Genomic DNA, 13,119 nt, shown 5'->3' on the forward strand with positions numbered 1-13,119 from the left:
CGCGATATGGTTTCGGGAGGCCGCACGTTGTAGACTGCGATCACCAACCAACCGGAGGACCCATGTCGACCACTTTGAAATCTCTCGCCGTTGCCAGTGCCGTGGCCGCCGCCCTCGGGGCACATGCGACAACCGCCAGCGCCCAGTCCAAGGAAAAGTGCTTTGGCGTCGCGCTGGCCGGGCAGAACGACTGCGCCGCCGGTCCGGGCACCACCTGCGCCGGCACTTCGACCACCGATTATCAGGGCAACGCCTGGAAGCTGGTCAATGCCGGCACCTGCGAATCCATGGAGCTGCCGGCGATGGCCGATGGCACCCCGCGCAAGGGCTCGCTGAAGGCGCTCGAGCGCGACACGCCGGCGTAAGCGCCCCCTGCGGCGGGCCGGTCGGCTCGCCGCGTTCTTCCCGCCCGGTGACGCGATGCTTGACCAGAGCCGTTCTTCCCTGCCCCCTGCCCCCGGCGTCGGTTTCAAGGCGCAGCATTTCGCCGCGATCCTGGCAGAGGCCGGGCCGGTGGAATGGCTGGAGATCCATGCCGAGAACTACATGGGCGACGGCGGGCGGCCGCTGGCGCAGCTGCGCGCGCTGGCCGAGCGGTTTCCTGTTTCCGTGCATGGCGTCGGCCTGTCGATCGGCGGCGAGGGTCCGCTGGATGCCGGTCACCTCGCCCGGCTGAAACATCTGGTCGGCTGGCTGAACCCGGCCAGCTTTTCCGAGCATCTGGCCTGGTCGACCCATGACGGGGCCTATCTGAACGACCTGCTGCCGCTGCCCTATACGCCCGCCACGCTGGCCTGCGTCGCCGATCACATCGATCAGGTGCAGGAGGTGCTGGGCCGGCGGATGCTGCTGGAGAACCCGTCGAGCTATCTGGCCTTTGCCGAGAGCACGATGGGCGAGACCGACTTCCTGGCCGAGCTGGTGCGGCGTACCGGCTGCGGGCTGTTGCTGGACGTGAACAACGTCTTTGTGTCCTCGCACAACCTGGGCTTCGATCCGCGCGCCTATGTCGGAGCGATCCCGATGGGGGCGGTGGGCGAGATCCATCTGGGCGGCCATGCGGCGGATGCCGGTGGCGCGCTGCTGATCGACGATCACGGCGCCCCCGTCGCCGATCCGGTCTGGGCGCTGCTCGACCACGTGCTGGCGCTGGCGGGGCCGAAGCCGGTGCTGGTGGAATGGGACAACGCGGTGCCGGACTGGCTCGTGCTGCGCGACGAGGCGGCGCGCGCCGCGGCCTGCCTGGCTGCGGTGTCATGACCCTGCCGCAGGCGCGCTTCGTCGCGGCGCTGCTCGACCCGGCGCAGGCGGTGCCCGAGGGCGTGCTGGACGCGGATGGCGGGGCCGCCGGGCGGCGGTTCGACGTTTATCGCAACAATGTGGTGGCGTCGCTCAGTGAGGCGCTGGTGTCCGGCTTTCCGGTGATCGCCCGGTTGCTGGGCGAGGAGAACATGAAGGGGCTGGCGGGAATGTATCTGCGCGCCCATCCCCCAGCCTCGCCCATGATGCGGCTTTATGGCGAGGCCTTCCCGGCATTTCTGGAGGCGACGGAGCAGCTGGCGCATCTGGGCTATCTCGGCGATGTCGCCCGGCTGGAGCTGGCGCTGCGCGGAGCCTATCACGCCGGTGACGCGCCGCCGATGGCGCCCGACCGGCTGGCCATCGACCCCGAGGCGCTGCTGCGCGCGCGGCTGCGCTTTGCGCCGGCGGTGGCGCTGCTGCAGTCAGACTGGCCGGTGCATGGCATATGGCGGTTCAATACCGAGGACGGCGCGCCGAAACCCCTGCCCCGCGCCGAGGACGTGCTGGTGCTGCGCCCCGCCTTCGACCCGGTGCCGCATCTGCTGCCCGCCGGCGGCGCGGCCTGGATCGGCGCATTGATGGACGGGCAGAGCATCGGCGACGCGCTGGACGTGGCCGAGGCCGAGGCGCCGGGGTTCGCACCCGACGCCTGCCTGACCCTGCTGGTGCAGGGCGGCGCGCTGACGGCGCTGGAGCTGGCGTCGTGATCTGGCTGATCAACCGTTATCTGCGCCTCTCGGCCTATGGCGAGTTCCGCATCGCCCCGGCGCTGATGCCGACGCTAGCGCGGCTGGTCTTTGCCGGGGTGTTGCTGGGCTATTACTGGACCTCGGGGCTGACCAAGCTGGGCGACGGGCTGAACGGGCTGATCCGCCCCAGCGCCGGGGCCTTCGCGCAGATCTATCCGCGGGTGGCCGAGGCGCTGAACTATGATGTCTCGAAGGCCACCGAGCTGCAGAAGGCCGTGGTGCTGGCCGGCACCTGGGCCGAGCTGGTGCTGCCGGTACTGATCGTGCTGGGCCTGTTCACCCGGCCCGCCGCGCTGGGGATGGCGGTCTTTGTCGCGGTGCAGACGCTGACCGATGTCTATGGCCACGGCACCGGAACGAAGACGCTGGGCGCCTGGTTCGACGCCAACCCCGGCGGGGCGATCCTGGATCAGCGCGCGCTGTGGATCGTGCTGCTGCTGGTGCTGGTCTTCCGGGGCGGCGGACCCTTGGCGGCGGACCGGCTGGTGTCGCGCTGGCTGCGGGTGCGCTGAGCGCTAGAAATGAGCCTTTTCCTCGTCCGGCTTGCCCGCCGCGATGGCGAGCAGCCCGCCGAGGCCGGCGAAGGCGATCGGGAAGACGGTGTAGAAGGTGAAGCCGAAGCCCGCATACATCCCCGCCGCCGAGGCGAGCATCAGGATGCCGCCCCAGAGCGCGCGGGACCGCGCCATCGCGCCGCCGGCAATGGCCAGCATCGGCGAGAGCACCGAGGCGAGCCGCATCGCCTGCACGTTGTCCACCTGGCTGGTGAAATCGGCGAAGTTCTCGGCCGCGACCGTATAGCCATAGCCGAAAAAGCCGACGATCATCCCGAAAACCCCGGCGATGATGCCCAGAACCAGTGCCGCGTTGCGCATGTTCGTCCTCCGTCTGACGGGCCCGACATAAGCCTTCGGTCAGGCCGCGCCAAGGGCCTGGCGCACCTCGGGCGTCCAGCCGAGGTGCAGCGTGCCGTCATCGTCGATCAGCGGGCGCTTCATCAGCGCCGGATGGTCGTTGAGCAGTTCGAGGGCAGGCCGCGTGCGCTCTGACTCGGGCAGCGAGCGCCATGTGGTCGAGCGCGTGTTGATCAGCGCGCTGCCAAAAGCGGCAAGGGCGCGCGTTAGCAGGCCCTTCGGGAATCCGCGGTCGCGGACGTCGAAAAGCGTCGCATCCGGTAGCGATTTCAAGGCTTTGCGGCAGGTGTCGCAGGTGCTTAACCCGTATACTATCATGATCCCTCCGGTATTGGCCTGCAACAGCTATCGCGGCCGCCGGGCGGGTGCACGCCGTTTTTCTTGATTTTTTGAGCGTTCGTGCAATCCTGCAAGGGCTTTGGCGGGCCTGAAACAGCCCGCCAGGCGGAACGAATCGCCGTGCACCAACGCCGCGGCGAGACAACAATAGGGAGACACGGGACATGCCGACGGGCACCGTGAAATGGTTCAACACGACGAAGGGTTATGGCTTTATCGCGCCGGATTCGGGCGGCAAGGATGTGTTCGTGCACATCTCGGCGGTCGAACGGTCGGGGCTGACAGGGCTGGCCGACAATCAGAAGGTGGAATTCCAATTGCAGGATGGACGGGACGGCCGGCAGATGGCCTCGGACCTCAAGCTGAAGTAATCCCCCGATAGCTCTGGCCCCTTTGAGCGGGCCGCGCCACCGGCGGTTGCCGGGTGGCCGTCCGGAGAGCCAGGTGGGCGTCCGCGCCCGCCTGACGGTGAGGCTTTGCGTGCCTGTTGGGACGGGGGCCGGGGTATTGGGTTAAGGATGTGGTTTGGATTTTGATGGGTCGGGTGCGTGATGTCGCGCACCGTCCGGGGGTGGAGCGGTGCGTGCCGAGCACGCACCCTACGGGATCCGGTCGTGCGGGGTGCATGGGATTGGTGGGCAGATTGCCCACCCTACGGGTGATTTTGCGCTCAAACAGGAACAATTCCCGTATCAGGCGAGGTCCGAAATAGCTCACCAGCGCGAAACGGTGAAGTAAACTTATCTCTGGCTTCCTCCGGAAATATTATTCCAACAATTATTGAGCTATCATGCAAACCAAGAACTATCTTCGCAATATTTAGATCAGCCCTAATTGCTATTCTGTAGAAATATTGCCCTGAGGCCTCTAGTTTTCCCTGAGTTAATGTTTGAGGTAATCCAAGGTCTTTCATGACCTCATCCGGAACTCCTGACTGGATAATTTTATCGTTGGTGTATAATCGCACAAATACTCGTGCATCTTTCCCCAATGCAAATCCCGCATGAGCATACCACAAAGCATACATCTGTTTTGCCGCCCAAGGATGTATGAAATCTTGCAACAGGCGCGGGTCTAACTTTATGCGAACCACTTCGCGAAGACGACCTTTCACTCTTAGAAGGTGATGACTACCTGGAACGCCCATATATTTCACTACCTCAGGAGTGTTATTCCTGACACCCGTGGCGAGCTTTTTCCAGTATGGGCTTTCATTATCGTAATCCAGAATGCCCGCCATGGAGATCGCGACAAAGGCAGCTACTTGATCAAGCTGCGAGCTCCCGTTGTTGCAGCGGGCGCAAGCAGGAAATTCCAAACCCTTAAGCCTCTGCTTTTTCAAAAAGAAAACTTTCGGCGGAGCGTGCTCAATTGTTTCAGTTGCCACTGTGCCGCCACAAAAACAGCAGAATGGGTGAGCTTCCTGCGTTCTTGCTAGGCGAGTTTTAGCTTGCCCCATCCACAACCCCCTGAAACTCCCGCCACTCCCGCGCACTCATACCACAATTCTCCGCCGTGACCTCCTCTCCTTTCAGCATCCGGCGCATCGCTTCGACCATCTGGGCGGACAGGGTCACCGCGCCCAGGCGGTAGTCCTCGAAGGCCTTGTAGGCGAAGGGGACCCAGTCGGCGACCATTTCGCAGATGGCGTCGGCGTAGACGCGGATTTCGTATTGCGCGTGGGCGTCGGCGCGCAGGCGGAGGAAATGGAAGAGGTTGTGCAGATCCACCTTCCAATACCATTGGGTATAGATATTGGCGGGCAGGTTCATGCGGGCGAGTTCGCGGGCGAGGCCGATGCCGTCCTCGGCGATCATGGTTTCGTAATTGTCGTAGGCGCGGGTGGAATCGGCCTTGAGCATGTCGAGCACGCGGGCGGAGTCCTCGGGGGAGAGCAGCTCGCCCCGGCCCTGGTTGTTGACCTTGGACTGGGAATTGATGTGCTCGGGTGCGGGAATGTAGAATTCGCGGTCGAGGATCGAATAGCGGGCGGAATATTCGTTCACATTGGCGGTGCGGTGGCGGATCCACTGGCGGGCGACGAAGACCGGGAGTTTGACGTGCAGCTTGATCTCGCACATCTCGAAGGGGGTCGAGTGCCAGTGGCGCATGAGGTAGCGGATGAGGCCCTCGTCGTTCTGCACCGATTTGGTGCCCTTGCCATAGGAGACGCGGGCGGCCTGGCAGATCGCGGCGTCGTCGCCCATGTAGTCGACCACGCGGACAAAGCCGTGGTCGAGCACGGGGCGCGGAATGTAGAGATGCTGCTCGATCCCCGGGGCAACGGCGCGCAGCGTGGGCGTGGCGGTGGCGCGCTGGGCGTCGATTTCGGCCTGTTGTTCGGGCGAGAGCGGCATGGGGTCGGTCCTTGCGATGGGGAATCTCGGAGAAGCCCCACAATATATGGGGGCGGCACCCCTGTGAACCCCCATATCAGGGTCACACTTTCGCCACTTTCCGGAGCTTTCGCGCGCGGGATCGTTGACTTTTGACCGGGCCGCGCGGAGTCTGCAGCGCAAAGACCTGATATAAAAAACAAGGGTTGAGGCAGATGAAGCGGTTCTCGCTCAGCATTGCGGCTTGCGCCGCGCTCGCCGCGTGCAGTGGCGGCAATCCCTTCGCGGGAACGGATACCGAGACGCCCGACAGCGGGATCCCGGCGGCGCTGGCCTCGGACCTGGACGGGGTGACCTACAACCCGGTGGCGCAGACGCTGACGGTGCGGGGCGTGTCGCTGGACAACACGCCCTACGAGGTCGTCTACGAACGCAAGCCGGGCCTCGACCGCGGCGGCTACGAGGCCTATACGGCGCAGCAGAGCTCGCTGCAGCGGCACACGACGGCCTATGTCAAGGATATCGACGGGACGCGCGCGGCGGTGGTGGTGACCGGCGGGCAGTTCCGGCATTACTTTGCCGGCACGGTCTATGGCCGGAACGGCGCCTTCGACCCGCCGCCGTCGAACTCCGAGAACCAGCTGGTGAGCTATGCCGGCAATTACGTCGGGCTGCTGAACATGGCGGGCGATGGCGGCGACCTGAAGCCGGTGGCGCCGGGCACCAACCCGGACATCCGTCCGGTGCAGGCGGCCGAGGTGACCGGCAAGGTGCTGGTGAACGCCGATTTCTCGGACAACATGGTGAACGGCTCGATCTACGAACGGACCATCGTGGACGGGGGCACGGCGCTGTCGACGCTGGATCTGGATCCGACGACGATCGACGCGACCGAAGGCACCTTCACCGGCGAGGTCTCGATCAACCTGCAGAACAAGGGCACCTATGGCGGCATCTTCGGCGGTCAGGATTCGTCGGCGGTGGCGGGGTCGGTCTTTGTGAAGGACCACATCGACGGGGTCGACAACGAGGAAGAATACGGGATCTTCGTTCTGCCCAAGTGCGGCACGCCGGGGCAAGATGCGCTGTGCAACCAGCCTAATCCGTAATCTGGCGCTGGCCGGCTGCCTTTTCCTGGCGCCGGCGGTGTCGCGGGGCGAGGATACGTCGCTGAGCCTGCCGCAGGCGCGCGCCGTGGCGGGCGCGGCGCTGGAGCGGGGCGATTATGCGCTGGCGATCCGGCTGGCGCGCGGGCTGATCGAGGCGGATCCGCGCGACACCGGGGCCTGGTATGTGGTCGCCGCGGCGCAGATGCGGCAGGGCAACCCGCGGGCGGCGCGGGCGGCGGTGACGCGGGCCTATCGGTTCGCGCAGACGCCGGCGGACAAGACCCGCTCGGCCGAGCTGGCGGCGCGCTTTGCTCTGGAGGAGAACCGGCCGACGATGGCGCAGGCCTGGCTGCGGCGGGCGGCGATCCACATCGACGACCCCGATCAGGAGACGCGGCTGGCGCGGGATTATCAGGCGCTGCGGCGGATCAACCCGTTTTCCTTCTCGTTGCGCACCGAGGTGCGGCCGTCGGACAACGTCAACAGCGGCTCCTCGGCGGTTTACAACGTGATCGACGACGTGATCGCGCCGGATTATCCTCTGGCCTCGCAGGCGCTGGAGGGGACGGTGGCGACGCTGGACGCGACGGCGGGGTATCGCCTGCGCGCCTCGCCGACCAGCGCCACCACGTTGAACGGGCGGCTTTATGTGCAGCGGGTGTCACTGGCCTCTTCGACGGCGGCCAAGGCGCCGCTGGCGCGGGATTCCGACTATGGCTCGACCTATGTGGAGGTCTCGCTGAACCATGCCTTTGCCGTGGGGGAGCCCGAGAAGAAGGGCAGCGCGGCCGTGGATGTGGCCCTGGGCGAGAGCTGGTATGGCGGGGAGCGCAATTTCCGCACGCTGCAGATCAGCGGCGAGCGGAACTGGCGGCTGGGGGCGTCGAGCCTGTTCCAGCTGAACGCGCGGGTCGAGCATCGGTTCGACGCGCGGCAGCCGACCAATGATGCGGACGGGCTGGGGCTGGGGATGTTCTATGCCCGCAAGCTGGCCAATGGCGACGGGCTGTCGGTGTCGCTGGCGCTGCGCGATACCGAGGCGGCGAATTTCAACGGCACCTATTCCTCGGCCTCGGTGCGCACGAGCTATGCGCTGGCGAAACCGGTCGGGCCGGCCCGGATCACCGCCGCGGTGGGCGCGGAATATGCGGATTACCCGATGTTCCGGCTGAGCCGGGTGATCCCGCCGACGCGGCGCGAGGACCGGTCGTATTACGGTGAGGTCTCGCTGTTCTTCCCCGATTTCGACTATGCCGGGTTTGCCCCGAACCTGCGGCTGCGGGCGGGGCGCAAGACGTCGAATTTCAGCCAGTATACCAGCCGGGAGATTTCGCTCTCGCTGGGCGTGCAGTCGAAATTCTGAAGCCGGGGCTGGCCGCGGGCCGGGAATGCGTTAGTCTTCACCCCAGATCGGGAGAATGACGATGCCACTGAAATATCTGCATACGATGGTCCGCGTGAAGGACCTTGAGAAAAGCCAGGCGTTCTATGAATTGCTGGGGCTGAAGAAGATCCGCGAGCATGTCAGCGAACAGGGGCGGTTCACGCTGGTCTTCATGGCGCCCCCCGGACAGGAGGAGGCGCCGGTCGAGCTGACCTACAACTGGGACGGCGACGAGGGGCTGCCGAGCGACAGCCGGCATTTCGGCCACCTCGCCTATGGCGTCGACAACATCTATGACACCTGCCAGTTCCTGATGGACAATGGCGTGACGATCAACCGGCCGCCGCGTGACGGACGGATGGCCTTCGTGCGCTCGCCCGACAATGTCTCGGTCGAGCTGCTGCAGAACGGCGAGGCGCTGCCCCCGGCCGAGCCCTGGGCCAGCATGGGCAATACGGGCCACTGGTGATGCGGCGCGCGCTGGCGGCGGTTCTGGCGGTCTGGGCCGGGTCTGCCCCGGCGCAAGACTGCCGGCTGGCGCTGGTGCTGGCGCTGGATGTGTCCAGCTCGGTCGATGCGCGCGAGGATGCCTTGCAGCGCGGCGGGCTGGCGGCGGCGCTGGTCGCGCCCGAGGTGCAGCGGGCCTTCTTTGCCGAGCCGGCGCCGGTGGCGCTGGCAGTGTTCGAATGGAGCGGGCGGTATAACCAGCATCTTGTGGCGGACTGGCGGCTGGTCGACAGCCCGACCGTACTGATGTCGACGGCGGCGACAATCGCCGGATCGGCCCGCAGCGAGAGCGAGTTTCCAACCGCGATGGGCCATGCGCTGGGCTATGCCGCCGGGCTGCTGGCGCGGGCGCCGGCCTGCACCGCGCAGACGGTGGACGTGGCGGGCGACGGCACCAACAACGACGGCTTCGGGCCGCAGCTGGCCTATGCCGAATTCGCCTTTGGCGGGGTCACGGTGAACGGGCTGGTGGTCGATGTGGGCGACGACGAGGGCGAGATCGCCCTGGTGGAGTTCTTTCATGCCGAGGTGCTGCGCGGGCCCGGCGCCTTTGTCGAGGTGGCGCAGAGTTTCGATCAGTATGAAGAGGCGATGCGCCGCAAGCTGGAGCGCGAGGTGCGGCCGCGGATGGTGGGGCAGTTGCACATAGGGCCCGGGCCGGGATGAGGCTGGCCCCTGCCCTGCTGGCGCTTTGGCTGGCCGCGCCGGGGACGGCGCAGGAGGCGCCCTGCCGGCAGGCGCTGGCGCTGGGGCTGGATGTCTCGGGGTCGGTCGACAGCGGGGAGTTCGCGCTGCAGCTGCGGGGGCTGGCCAATGCGCTGCGCCATCCGGATGTGGTGGCGGCGCTGCTGGCGGATCCGGGCGCGCCGGTGGAGCTGGCGGTTTACCTGTGGAGCGGGCCGGGGCATCAGCGGATGGTGGTCGACTGGGCGCGGATCGAGGGCGCGGCGGATATCACGGCGGTGGCGGGCCGGGTGCTGGCGGCGGGCCGGGGCGCGGCGCCACCCGAGACGGGGCTGGGGCGCAGCATGGGCTTTGGCGCGGCGCTGCTGGGGCAGCGGCGGGGCTGCTGGAAGCGGACGCTGGACATCTCGGGCGATGGCGAGAACAACGCCGGGCCGCGGCCCGAGGCGATGCGGGCGGCGCTGATGGCGGAGGGGATCACGATCAACGCGCTGGTGATCGGGGCCGACAGCCTGCCGGGCGGAGAGGCGCGCGGCGACGGGATCGGCGCGCTGGCCTCGTATTTCGAGGCCTATGTGATCCTGGGGCCGGAGGCCTTTGTCGAGACCGCGTTGGGATATGCCGATTACGAGGCGGCGATGGTGCGCAAGCTGAAGCGCGAGCTGGAGGGGCTGGCGCTGTCGGCGCTTCAGTAGATGTAGCGGATCTGGTCCGTCCAGTAACGTTCGACCCGCTTGAGCGAGGCGGTGATCGACTCTATGCCGTCAGAGCCGATCACGCCGCGTTCTTCCAGACCTTCGGCATGGCGGGCGAAGAGACCCGAGACGATGTCGCGCACCTCGCGGCCCCTTTGGGTCAGGCGCACGCGCACCGATCGGCGGTCGATCTCGCAGCGCTGGTGGTGCATGTATCCCATGTCGACCAGTTTCTTGAGGTTGTAGCTGACGTTGCTGCCCTGGTAGTAGCCGCGCGACTTGAGTTCGCCGGCCGTCACCTCGTTTTCGCCGATGTTGAACAGCAGCAGCGCCTGCACGGCGTTGATTTCCAGCAGGCCGACCCGTTCAAATTCGTCCTTGATGACGTCGAGAAGCAGGCGGTGCAGACGCTCCACCAGCGAGAGCGCCTCGAGGTATCCGGACATGAAGCCCTTGGCCGGTGCGTGGCCCAGTTGCATTTCGATGCTCATCCGTCTCTCCGACAAAAACTGCCCGGAGCGGAGCATGGCGGCAAAAACCGAATTTTCGGTTAAACGGTTTTAGCCTTCTTTTTGAAAGATTTGCGCGATTTCGCCGACCAGCGGCGCGAAGGTCGCGGGGGCCGCAACGCGGCCGGTGACCCAGGCGTAGAGGTCCTGGTCGTTCTCGTTCAGCAGCGCGTCGAAGAGATCGAGCCGCGCGGGGGGCATCGCGTCGAGATGGCGGTCGGCATAGGCCGAAAGGATCATGTCCATCTCGCGGATGCCGCGGCGCATGGCGCGCATCCGCAGCCGTTTCAGGCGGTGTTCGCGGGGTTCGTCGGTCACAGGGTGTCCTGAGCCTCCAGCAGGCGGTCGAGCCGCGCCTCGAGTTTCTCGGCCCGTTCGGCGGTGGCCTGCATCGCGGCGCGAAGCCCGCGCAGCTCGCTCAGCACCTCGCGGGCCTCCTTGTCGGGAGCCACGCGTTCGCCCGGGGCGGGCACGCCGTCACCGGTGCCGGTGAGCAGCCAGCTGACCGAGACGTTCAGCATGCCGGCCAGCATCGCCAGGCGGTTGGCGCGCGGGTCGGAGCGGTCGTCCTCCCATGCGGCGAGGGTGGCCTTGGCGATGCCAAGGCGGCGGGCCAGTTCGCTCTGGCTCATCCCGGCGGCCTCGCGCGCGCCTGAAATGCGGTCGCCGAAGGTGGCGACGCCTTCGGCGAACCAGTCGCCGTTCTCGTCGGTCATGGGTATCCTCCTGAGGGTCGGGGCGTTGTCGCTTGAACGTCTCTGGGGCGCACCCTATGACAGAACCGCCGGAGATTCAAACCGAGGTGCGCCTTGTCCTTCCTTTCCCAGACCCTGACCCGTGTGAAACCCTCGCCGACCATCGCGGTCACCACCATGGCCGCCGAGCTGAAGGCGGCCGGGCGGGACATCATCTCCCTGGGTGCGGGCGAGCCGGATTTCGACACCCCGCAGAACATCAAGGACGCGGCCAAGGCCGCGATCGACGCGGGCAAGACGAAATACACCGCGCCGGACGGGATGCCGGAGCTGAAAAAGGCGATCTGCGCCAAGTTCAAGCGCGAGAACGGGCTGGAGTATCAGCCGAACCAGATCAGCGTGGGCACCGGGGGCAAACAGAACCTCTACAACGCGCTGATGGCGACGCTGAACCCGGGCGACGAGGTGATCATCCCGGCGCCCTATTGGGTGAGCTATCCGGACATGGTGCTGATGGCCGGCGGCACACCGGTGGCCATCGAGGCGACGCTGGAGAACGCCTTCAAGATCACGCCGGAGCAGCTGGAAGCGGCGATTACGCCGAAGACCAAGTGGTTCATCTTCAACTCGCCCAGCAACCCGACCGGCGCCGGCTATTCGCGCAAGCAGCTGAAGGCGCTGACCGATGTGCTGATGCGCCACCCCCATGTCTGGGTGATGTCGGACGACATGTACGAGCACCTGGCCTATGACGATTTCGAGTTCTGCTCGCCCGCCGAGGTGGAGCCGGGGCTTTATGATCGCACGCTGACCTGCAACGGTGTGTCCAAGGCCTATGCGATGACCGGCTGGCGGATCGGCTATGCGGCAGGGCCGAAGGTGCTGATCGATGCGATGCGCAAGGTGCAGTCGCAGTCGACGTCGAACCCCTGCACGGTGAGCCAGTGGGCAGCGCTGGAGGCGCTGAACGGGCCGCAGGATTACCTGGCGCCCAATGCCGAGATCTTCAAGCGGCGGCGCGATCTGGTGGTCGGCAAGCTGAACCAGATCGAAGGCATGACCTGCCCGCGTCCCGAGGGAGCTTTCTATGTCTACCCCTCGATCAAGGGTCTGATCGGCAAGACCACGAAGAGCGGCAAGACCATCGCCACCGACGAGGATTTCGCCACCGCGCTGCTGGAGGAGACCGGGGTTGCCGTCGTGTTCGGCGCGGCCTTCGGCCTGAGCCCGAACTTCCGCATCAGCTATGCAACCTCGGACGAGAATCTGGAAAAGGCCTGCGACCGGATCCGGGAGTTCTGCGCCGGACTGAAATGACCGGCGCGGCGCAGATCGCCGCCAATCTGCCCAGCCGCGATTTCGACCGGACCGAGGCGTTCTATGCGCGCCTCGGCTTCGGGACGGCCTGAGCCCGTAGCAGTCTGGACAGACCGGGCGGGGATGGTAGGGTTGCCGTTGCAGGGGTGCGGGGGCGCATGACGGACGGGTTGCCAGAGTATTACTTCCGGGTGCGCGAGAATGGCGCCTTCGTCTTTCGCGTCGATACCGAGAACCGGCAGCGGCGCATCGAGATGGACCAGATCGCCGTGATCAACATGAAGAACGGCGAGGTGAAGGCCCATGGCGACCGGCAGCTGACCGAGGCCGACCTGACCGAGATCCGCGCCTGGATGGCGCAGCGCGCCGGGGTGCTGGCGCGGCGCGAGTTGGACGACATCCACCGCGTGGTGGACACGCTGAACCTGACCGCGCAGTGGGCGCAGACGCGGGCGCAGGACGACCAGCTGGAGGCGGTGACCGAGGCGCTGCTGATGGCGATGCACGACCTGCGTGCGGTGCTGGTGCGCAAGAAGGCGGACCGGCTGACCAAGGGATAGAGGGGGCTCTGCCCCCGCC

19 protein-coding genes are annotated in these 13,119 nt (G+C 66.2%); 12 read left to right on the top strand and 7 right to left on the bottom strand.

What is annotated here, in order from left to right; genetic code table 11:
- The first annotated feature begins 62 nt into the window (after positions 1–62).
- From ACFO5X_RS03965 to ACFO5X_RS03980, 4 genes are all read left to right on the top strand, one after another.
- Entirely contained in the window at positions 63–365 is a 303-nt protein-coding gene (locus ACFO5X_RS03965; RefSeq protein WP_380715932.1) for a BufA1 family periplasmic bufferin-type metallophore, read from the top strand.
- A 55-nt stretch (positions 366–420) separates the two neighbouring features.
- Positions 421–1,260 carry an MNIO family bufferin maturase gene (bufB, locus tag ACFO5X_RS03970; RefSeq protein ID WP_380715933.1) on the top strand — a complete coding sequence of 280 codons (840 nt, stop codon included), beginning with the start codon at positions 421–423 and terminating at the stop codon, positions 1,258–1,260.
- Positions 1,257–2,009 carry an HvfC/BufC N-terminal domain-containing protein gene (locus tag ACFO5X_RS03975; RefSeq protein WP_380715934.1) on the top strand — a complete coding sequence of 251 codons (753 nt, stop codon included), beginning with the start codon at positions 1,257–1,259 and terminating at the stop codon, positions 2,007–2,009. The genes bufB and ACFO5X_RS03975 overlap by 4 nt, the downstream gene beginning before the upstream one ends.
- Before the next feature lie 65 nt (positions 2,010–2,074).
- Positions 2,075–2,563: a DoxX family protein gene (locus tag ACFO5X_RS03980; protein WP_380716373.1), complete on the top strand. Its 489-nt coding sequence runs from the start codon at positions 2,075–2,077 to the stop codon at positions 2,561–2,563.
- A 3-nt stretch (positions 2,564–2,566) separates the two neighbouring features.
- Here ACFO5X_RS03980 and ACFO5X_RS03985 read toward each other — a convergent pair whose 3' ends face one another.
- Positions 2,567–2,926 (bottom strand): hypothetical protein, encoded by a 360-nt coding sequence (locus ACFO5X_RS03985; protein ID WP_380715935.1) that lies wholly within the window; start codon positions 2,924–2,926, stop codon positions 2,567–2,569.
- 39 nt (positions 2,927–2,965) lie between these two features.
- The gene (locus ACFO5X_RS03990) at positions 2,966–3,283 is read right to left on the bottom strand and encodes an arsenate reductase family protein (RefSeq protein ID WP_380715936.1); all 318 of its coding nucleotides are present in this window, start codon (positions 3,281–3,283) and stop codon (positions 2,966–2,968) included.
- A 185-nt stretch (positions 3,284–3,468) separates the two neighbouring features.
- Between ACFO5X_RS03990 and ACFO5X_RS03995 the strand changes: the two genes are divergently transcribed.
- Positions 3,469–3,675: a cold-shock protein gene (locus ACFO5X_RS03995; RefSeq protein ID WP_189682902.1), complete on the top strand. Its 207-nt coding sequence runs from the start codon at positions 3,469–3,471 to the stop codon at positions 3,673–3,675.
- Positions 3,676–3,974: 299 nt separating this feature from the next.
- Here ACFO5X_RS03995 and ACFO5X_RS04000 read toward each other — a convergent pair whose 3' ends face one another.
- Together ACFO5X_RS04000 and thyX are read right to left on the bottom strand one after the other, a co-directional pair.
- Positions 3,975–4,763, bottom strand: a complete 789-nt coding sequence (locus tag ACFO5X_RS04000; RefSeq protein ID WP_380715937.1) for a hypothetical protein — start codon at positions 4,761–4,763, stop codon at positions 3,975–3,977.
- Positions 4,750–5,661, bottom strand: a complete 912-nt coding sequence (thyX, locus tag ACFO5X_RS04005; protein WP_380715938.1) for an FAD-dependent thymidylate synthase — start codon at positions 5,659–5,661, stop codon at positions 4,750–4,752. Before thyX ends, ACFO5X_RS04000 begins: the two co-directional genes overlap by 14 nt.
- 194 nt (positions 5,662–5,855) lie before the next feature.
- Between thyX and ACFO5X_RS04010 the strand changes: the two genes are divergently transcribed.
- The 5 genes from ACFO5X_RS04010 (at position 5,856) to ACFO5X_RS04030 (ending at position 10,019) form a co-directional block, all read left to right on the top strand.
- Positions 5,856–6,749 (top strand): thymidylate synthase, encoded by an 894-nt coding sequence (locus tag ACFO5X_RS04010; RefSeq protein WP_380715939.1) that lies wholly within the window; start codon positions 5,856–5,858, stop codon positions 6,747–6,749.
- Positions 6,721–8,112, top strand: a complete 1,392-nt coding sequence (locus ACFO5X_RS04015; RefSeq protein ID WP_380715940.1) for a surface lipoprotein assembly modifier — start codon at positions 6,721–6,723, stop codon at positions 8,110–8,112. The genes ACFO5X_RS04010 and ACFO5X_RS04015 overlap by 29 nt, the downstream gene beginning before the upstream one ends.
- A 61-nt stretch (positions 8,113–8,173) precedes the next feature.
- On the top strand, positions 8,174–8,602 hold the full coding sequence (locus ACFO5X_RS04020; RefSeq protein WP_380715941.1) for a VOC family protein: 429 nt from the start codon (positions 8,174–8,176) through the stop codon (positions 8,600–8,602).
- Entirely contained in the window at positions 8,602–9,306 is a 705-nt protein-coding gene (locus ACFO5X_RS04025) for a DUF1194 domain-containing protein (protein WP_380715942.1), read from the top strand. The genes ACFO5X_RS04020 and ACFO5X_RS04025 overlap by 1 nt, the downstream gene beginning before the upstream one ends.
- The gene (locus ACFO5X_RS04030) at positions 9,303–10,019 is read left to right on the top strand and encodes a DUF1194 domain-containing protein (protein ID WP_380715943.1); all 717 of its coding nucleotides are present in this window, start codon (positions 9,303–9,305) and stop codon (positions 10,017–10,019) included. Before ACFO5X_RS04025 ends, ACFO5X_RS04030 begins: the two co-directional genes overlap by 4 nt.
- Here the strand turns inward: ACFO5X_RS04030 and ACFO5X_RS04035 are convergent.
- The 3 genes from ACFO5X_RS04035 to ACFO5X_RS04045 all read right to left on the bottom strand — a co-directional run bounded on the left by ACFO5X_RS04035 (position 10,013) and on the right by ACFO5X_RS04045 (position 11,244).
- A complete protein-coding gene (locus tag ACFO5X_RS04035; protein ID WP_380715944.1) occupies positions 10,013–10,510 on the bottom strand; it encodes a MarR family winged helix-turn-helix transcriptional regulator in 498 nt (165 codons plus the stop codon). The genes ACFO5X_RS04030 and ACFO5X_RS04035 overlap by 7 nt on opposite strands.
- 69 nt (positions 10,511–10,579) lie before the next feature.
- On the bottom strand, positions 10,580–10,804 hold the full coding sequence (locus tag ACFO5X_RS04040) for a succinate dehydrogenase assembly factor 2 (protein WP_380716374.1): 225 nt from the start codon (positions 10,802–10,804) through the stop codon (positions 10,580–10,582).
- 38 nt (positions 10,805–10,842) lie between these two features.
- Entirely contained in the window at positions 10,843–11,244 is a 402-nt protein-coding gene (locus ACFO5X_RS04045; RefSeq protein ID WP_380715945.1) for a helix-turn-helix domain-containing protein, read from the bottom strand.
- A 93-nt stretch (positions 11,245–11,337) separates the two neighbouring features.
- Between ACFO5X_RS04045 and ACFO5X_RS04050 the strand changes: the two genes are divergently transcribed.
- Both ACFO5X_RS04050 and ACFO5X_RS04055 read left to right on the top strand, forming a co-directional pair.
- On the top strand, positions 11,338–12,540 hold the full coding sequence (locus ACFO5X_RS04050) for a pyridoxal phosphate-dependent aminotransferase (RefSeq protein ID WP_380715946.1): 1,203 nt from the start codon (positions 11,338–11,340) through the stop codon (positions 12,538–12,540).
- Positions 12,541–12,698: 158 nt separating this feature from the next.
- A complete protein-coding gene (locus ACFO5X_RS04055; RefSeq protein WP_380715947.1) occupies positions 12,699–13,100 on the top strand; it encodes a hypothetical protein in 402 nt (133 codons plus the stop codon).
- The last annotated feature ends 19 nt before the right edge of the window (positions 13,101–13,119 follow it).

Source organism: Seohaeicola nanhaiensis (genome assembly GCF_042654245.1).
GTDB classification, from domain to species: Bacteria; Pseudomonadota; Alphaproteobacteria; order Rhodobacterales; family Rhodobacteraceae; genus Seohaeicola_A; species Seohaeicola_A nanhaiensis.

What these genes read in the sequence shown, in the direction of transcription:
- bufB (WP_380715933.1), top strand. Translation starts at nt 421, where the DNA reads ATGCTTGACCAGAGCCGTTCTTCCCTGCCCCCTGCCCCCGGCGTCGGT.
- ACFO5X_RS03990 (WP_380715936.1), bottom strand. Translation starts at nt 3,283, where the DNA reads ATGATAGTATACGGGTTAAGCACCTGCGACACCTGCCGCAAAGCCTTG.
- thyX (WP_380715938.1), bottom strand. Translation starts at nt 5,661, where the DNA reads ATGCCGCTCTCGCCCGAACAACAGGCCGAAATCGACGCCCAGCGCGCC.
- ACFO5X_RS04010 (WP_380715939.1), top strand. Translation starts at nt 5,856, where the DNA reads ATGAAGCGGTTCTCGCTCAGCATTGCGGCTTGCGCCGCGCTCGCCGCG.
- ACFO5X_RS03965 (WP_380715932.1), top strand. Translation starts at nt 63, where the DNA reads ATGTCGACCACTTTGAAATCTCTCGCCGTTGCCAGTGCCGTGGCCGCC.
- ACFO5X_RS04040 (WP_380716374.1), bottom strand. Translation starts at nt 10,804, where the DNA reads ATGCGCGCCATGCGCCGCGGCATCCGCGAGATGGACATGATCCTTTCG.
- ACFO5X_RS03995 (WP_189682902.1), top strand. Translation starts at nt 3,469, where the DNA reads ATGCCGACGGGCACCGTGAAATGGTTCAACACGACGAAGGGTTATGGC.
- ACFO5X_RS04035 (WP_380715944.1), bottom strand. Translation starts at nt 10,510, where the DNA reads ATGAGCATCGAAATGCAACTGGGCCACGCACCGGCCAAGGGCTTCATG.
- ACFO5X_RS03980 (WP_380716373.1), top strand. Translation starts at nt 2,075, where the DNA reads ATGCCGACGCTAGCGCGGCTGGTCTTTGCCGGGGTGTTGCTGGGCTAT.
- ACFO5X_RS04020 (WP_380715941.1), top strand. Translation starts at nt 8,174, where the DNA reads ATGCCACTGAAATATCTGCATACGATGGTCCGCGTGAAGGACCTTGAG.
- ACFO5X_RS04045 (WP_380715945.1), bottom strand. Translation starts at nt 11,244, where the DNA reads ATGACCGACGAGAACGGCGACTGGTTCGCCGAAGGCGTCGCCACCTTC.
- ACFO5X_RS04030 (WP_380715943.1), top strand. Translation starts at nt 9,303, where the DNA reads ATGAGGCTGGCCCCTGCCCTGCTGGCGCTTTGGCTGGCCGCGCCGGGG.
- ACFO5X_RS04000 (WP_380715937.1), bottom strand. Translation starts at nt 4,763, where the DNA reads ATGGGGCAAGCTAAAACTCGCCTAGCAAGAACGCAGGAAGCTCACCCA.
- ACFO5X_RS03985 (WP_380715935.1), bottom strand. Translation starts at nt 2,926, where the DNA reads ATGCGCAACGCGGCACTGGTTCTGGGCATCATCGCCGGGGTTTTCGGG.
- ACFO5X_RS04015 (WP_380715940.1), top strand. Translation starts at nt 6,721, where the DNA reads ATGCGCTGTGCAACCAGCCTAATCCGTAATCTGGCGCTGGCCGGCTGC.
- ACFO5X_RS03975 (WP_380715934.1), top strand. Translation starts at nt 1,257, where the DNA reads ATGACCCTGCCGCAGGCGCGCTTCGTCGCGGCGCTGCTCGACCCGGCG.
- ACFO5X_RS04055 (WP_380715947.1), top strand. Translation starts at nt 12,699, where the DNA reads ATGACGGACGGGTTGCCAGAGTATTACTTCCGGGTGCGCGAGAATGGC.
- ACFO5X_RS04025 (WP_380715942.1), top strand. Translation starts at nt 8,602, where the DNA reads ATGCGGCGCGCGCTGGCGGCGGTTCTGGCGGTCTGGGCCGGGTCTGCC.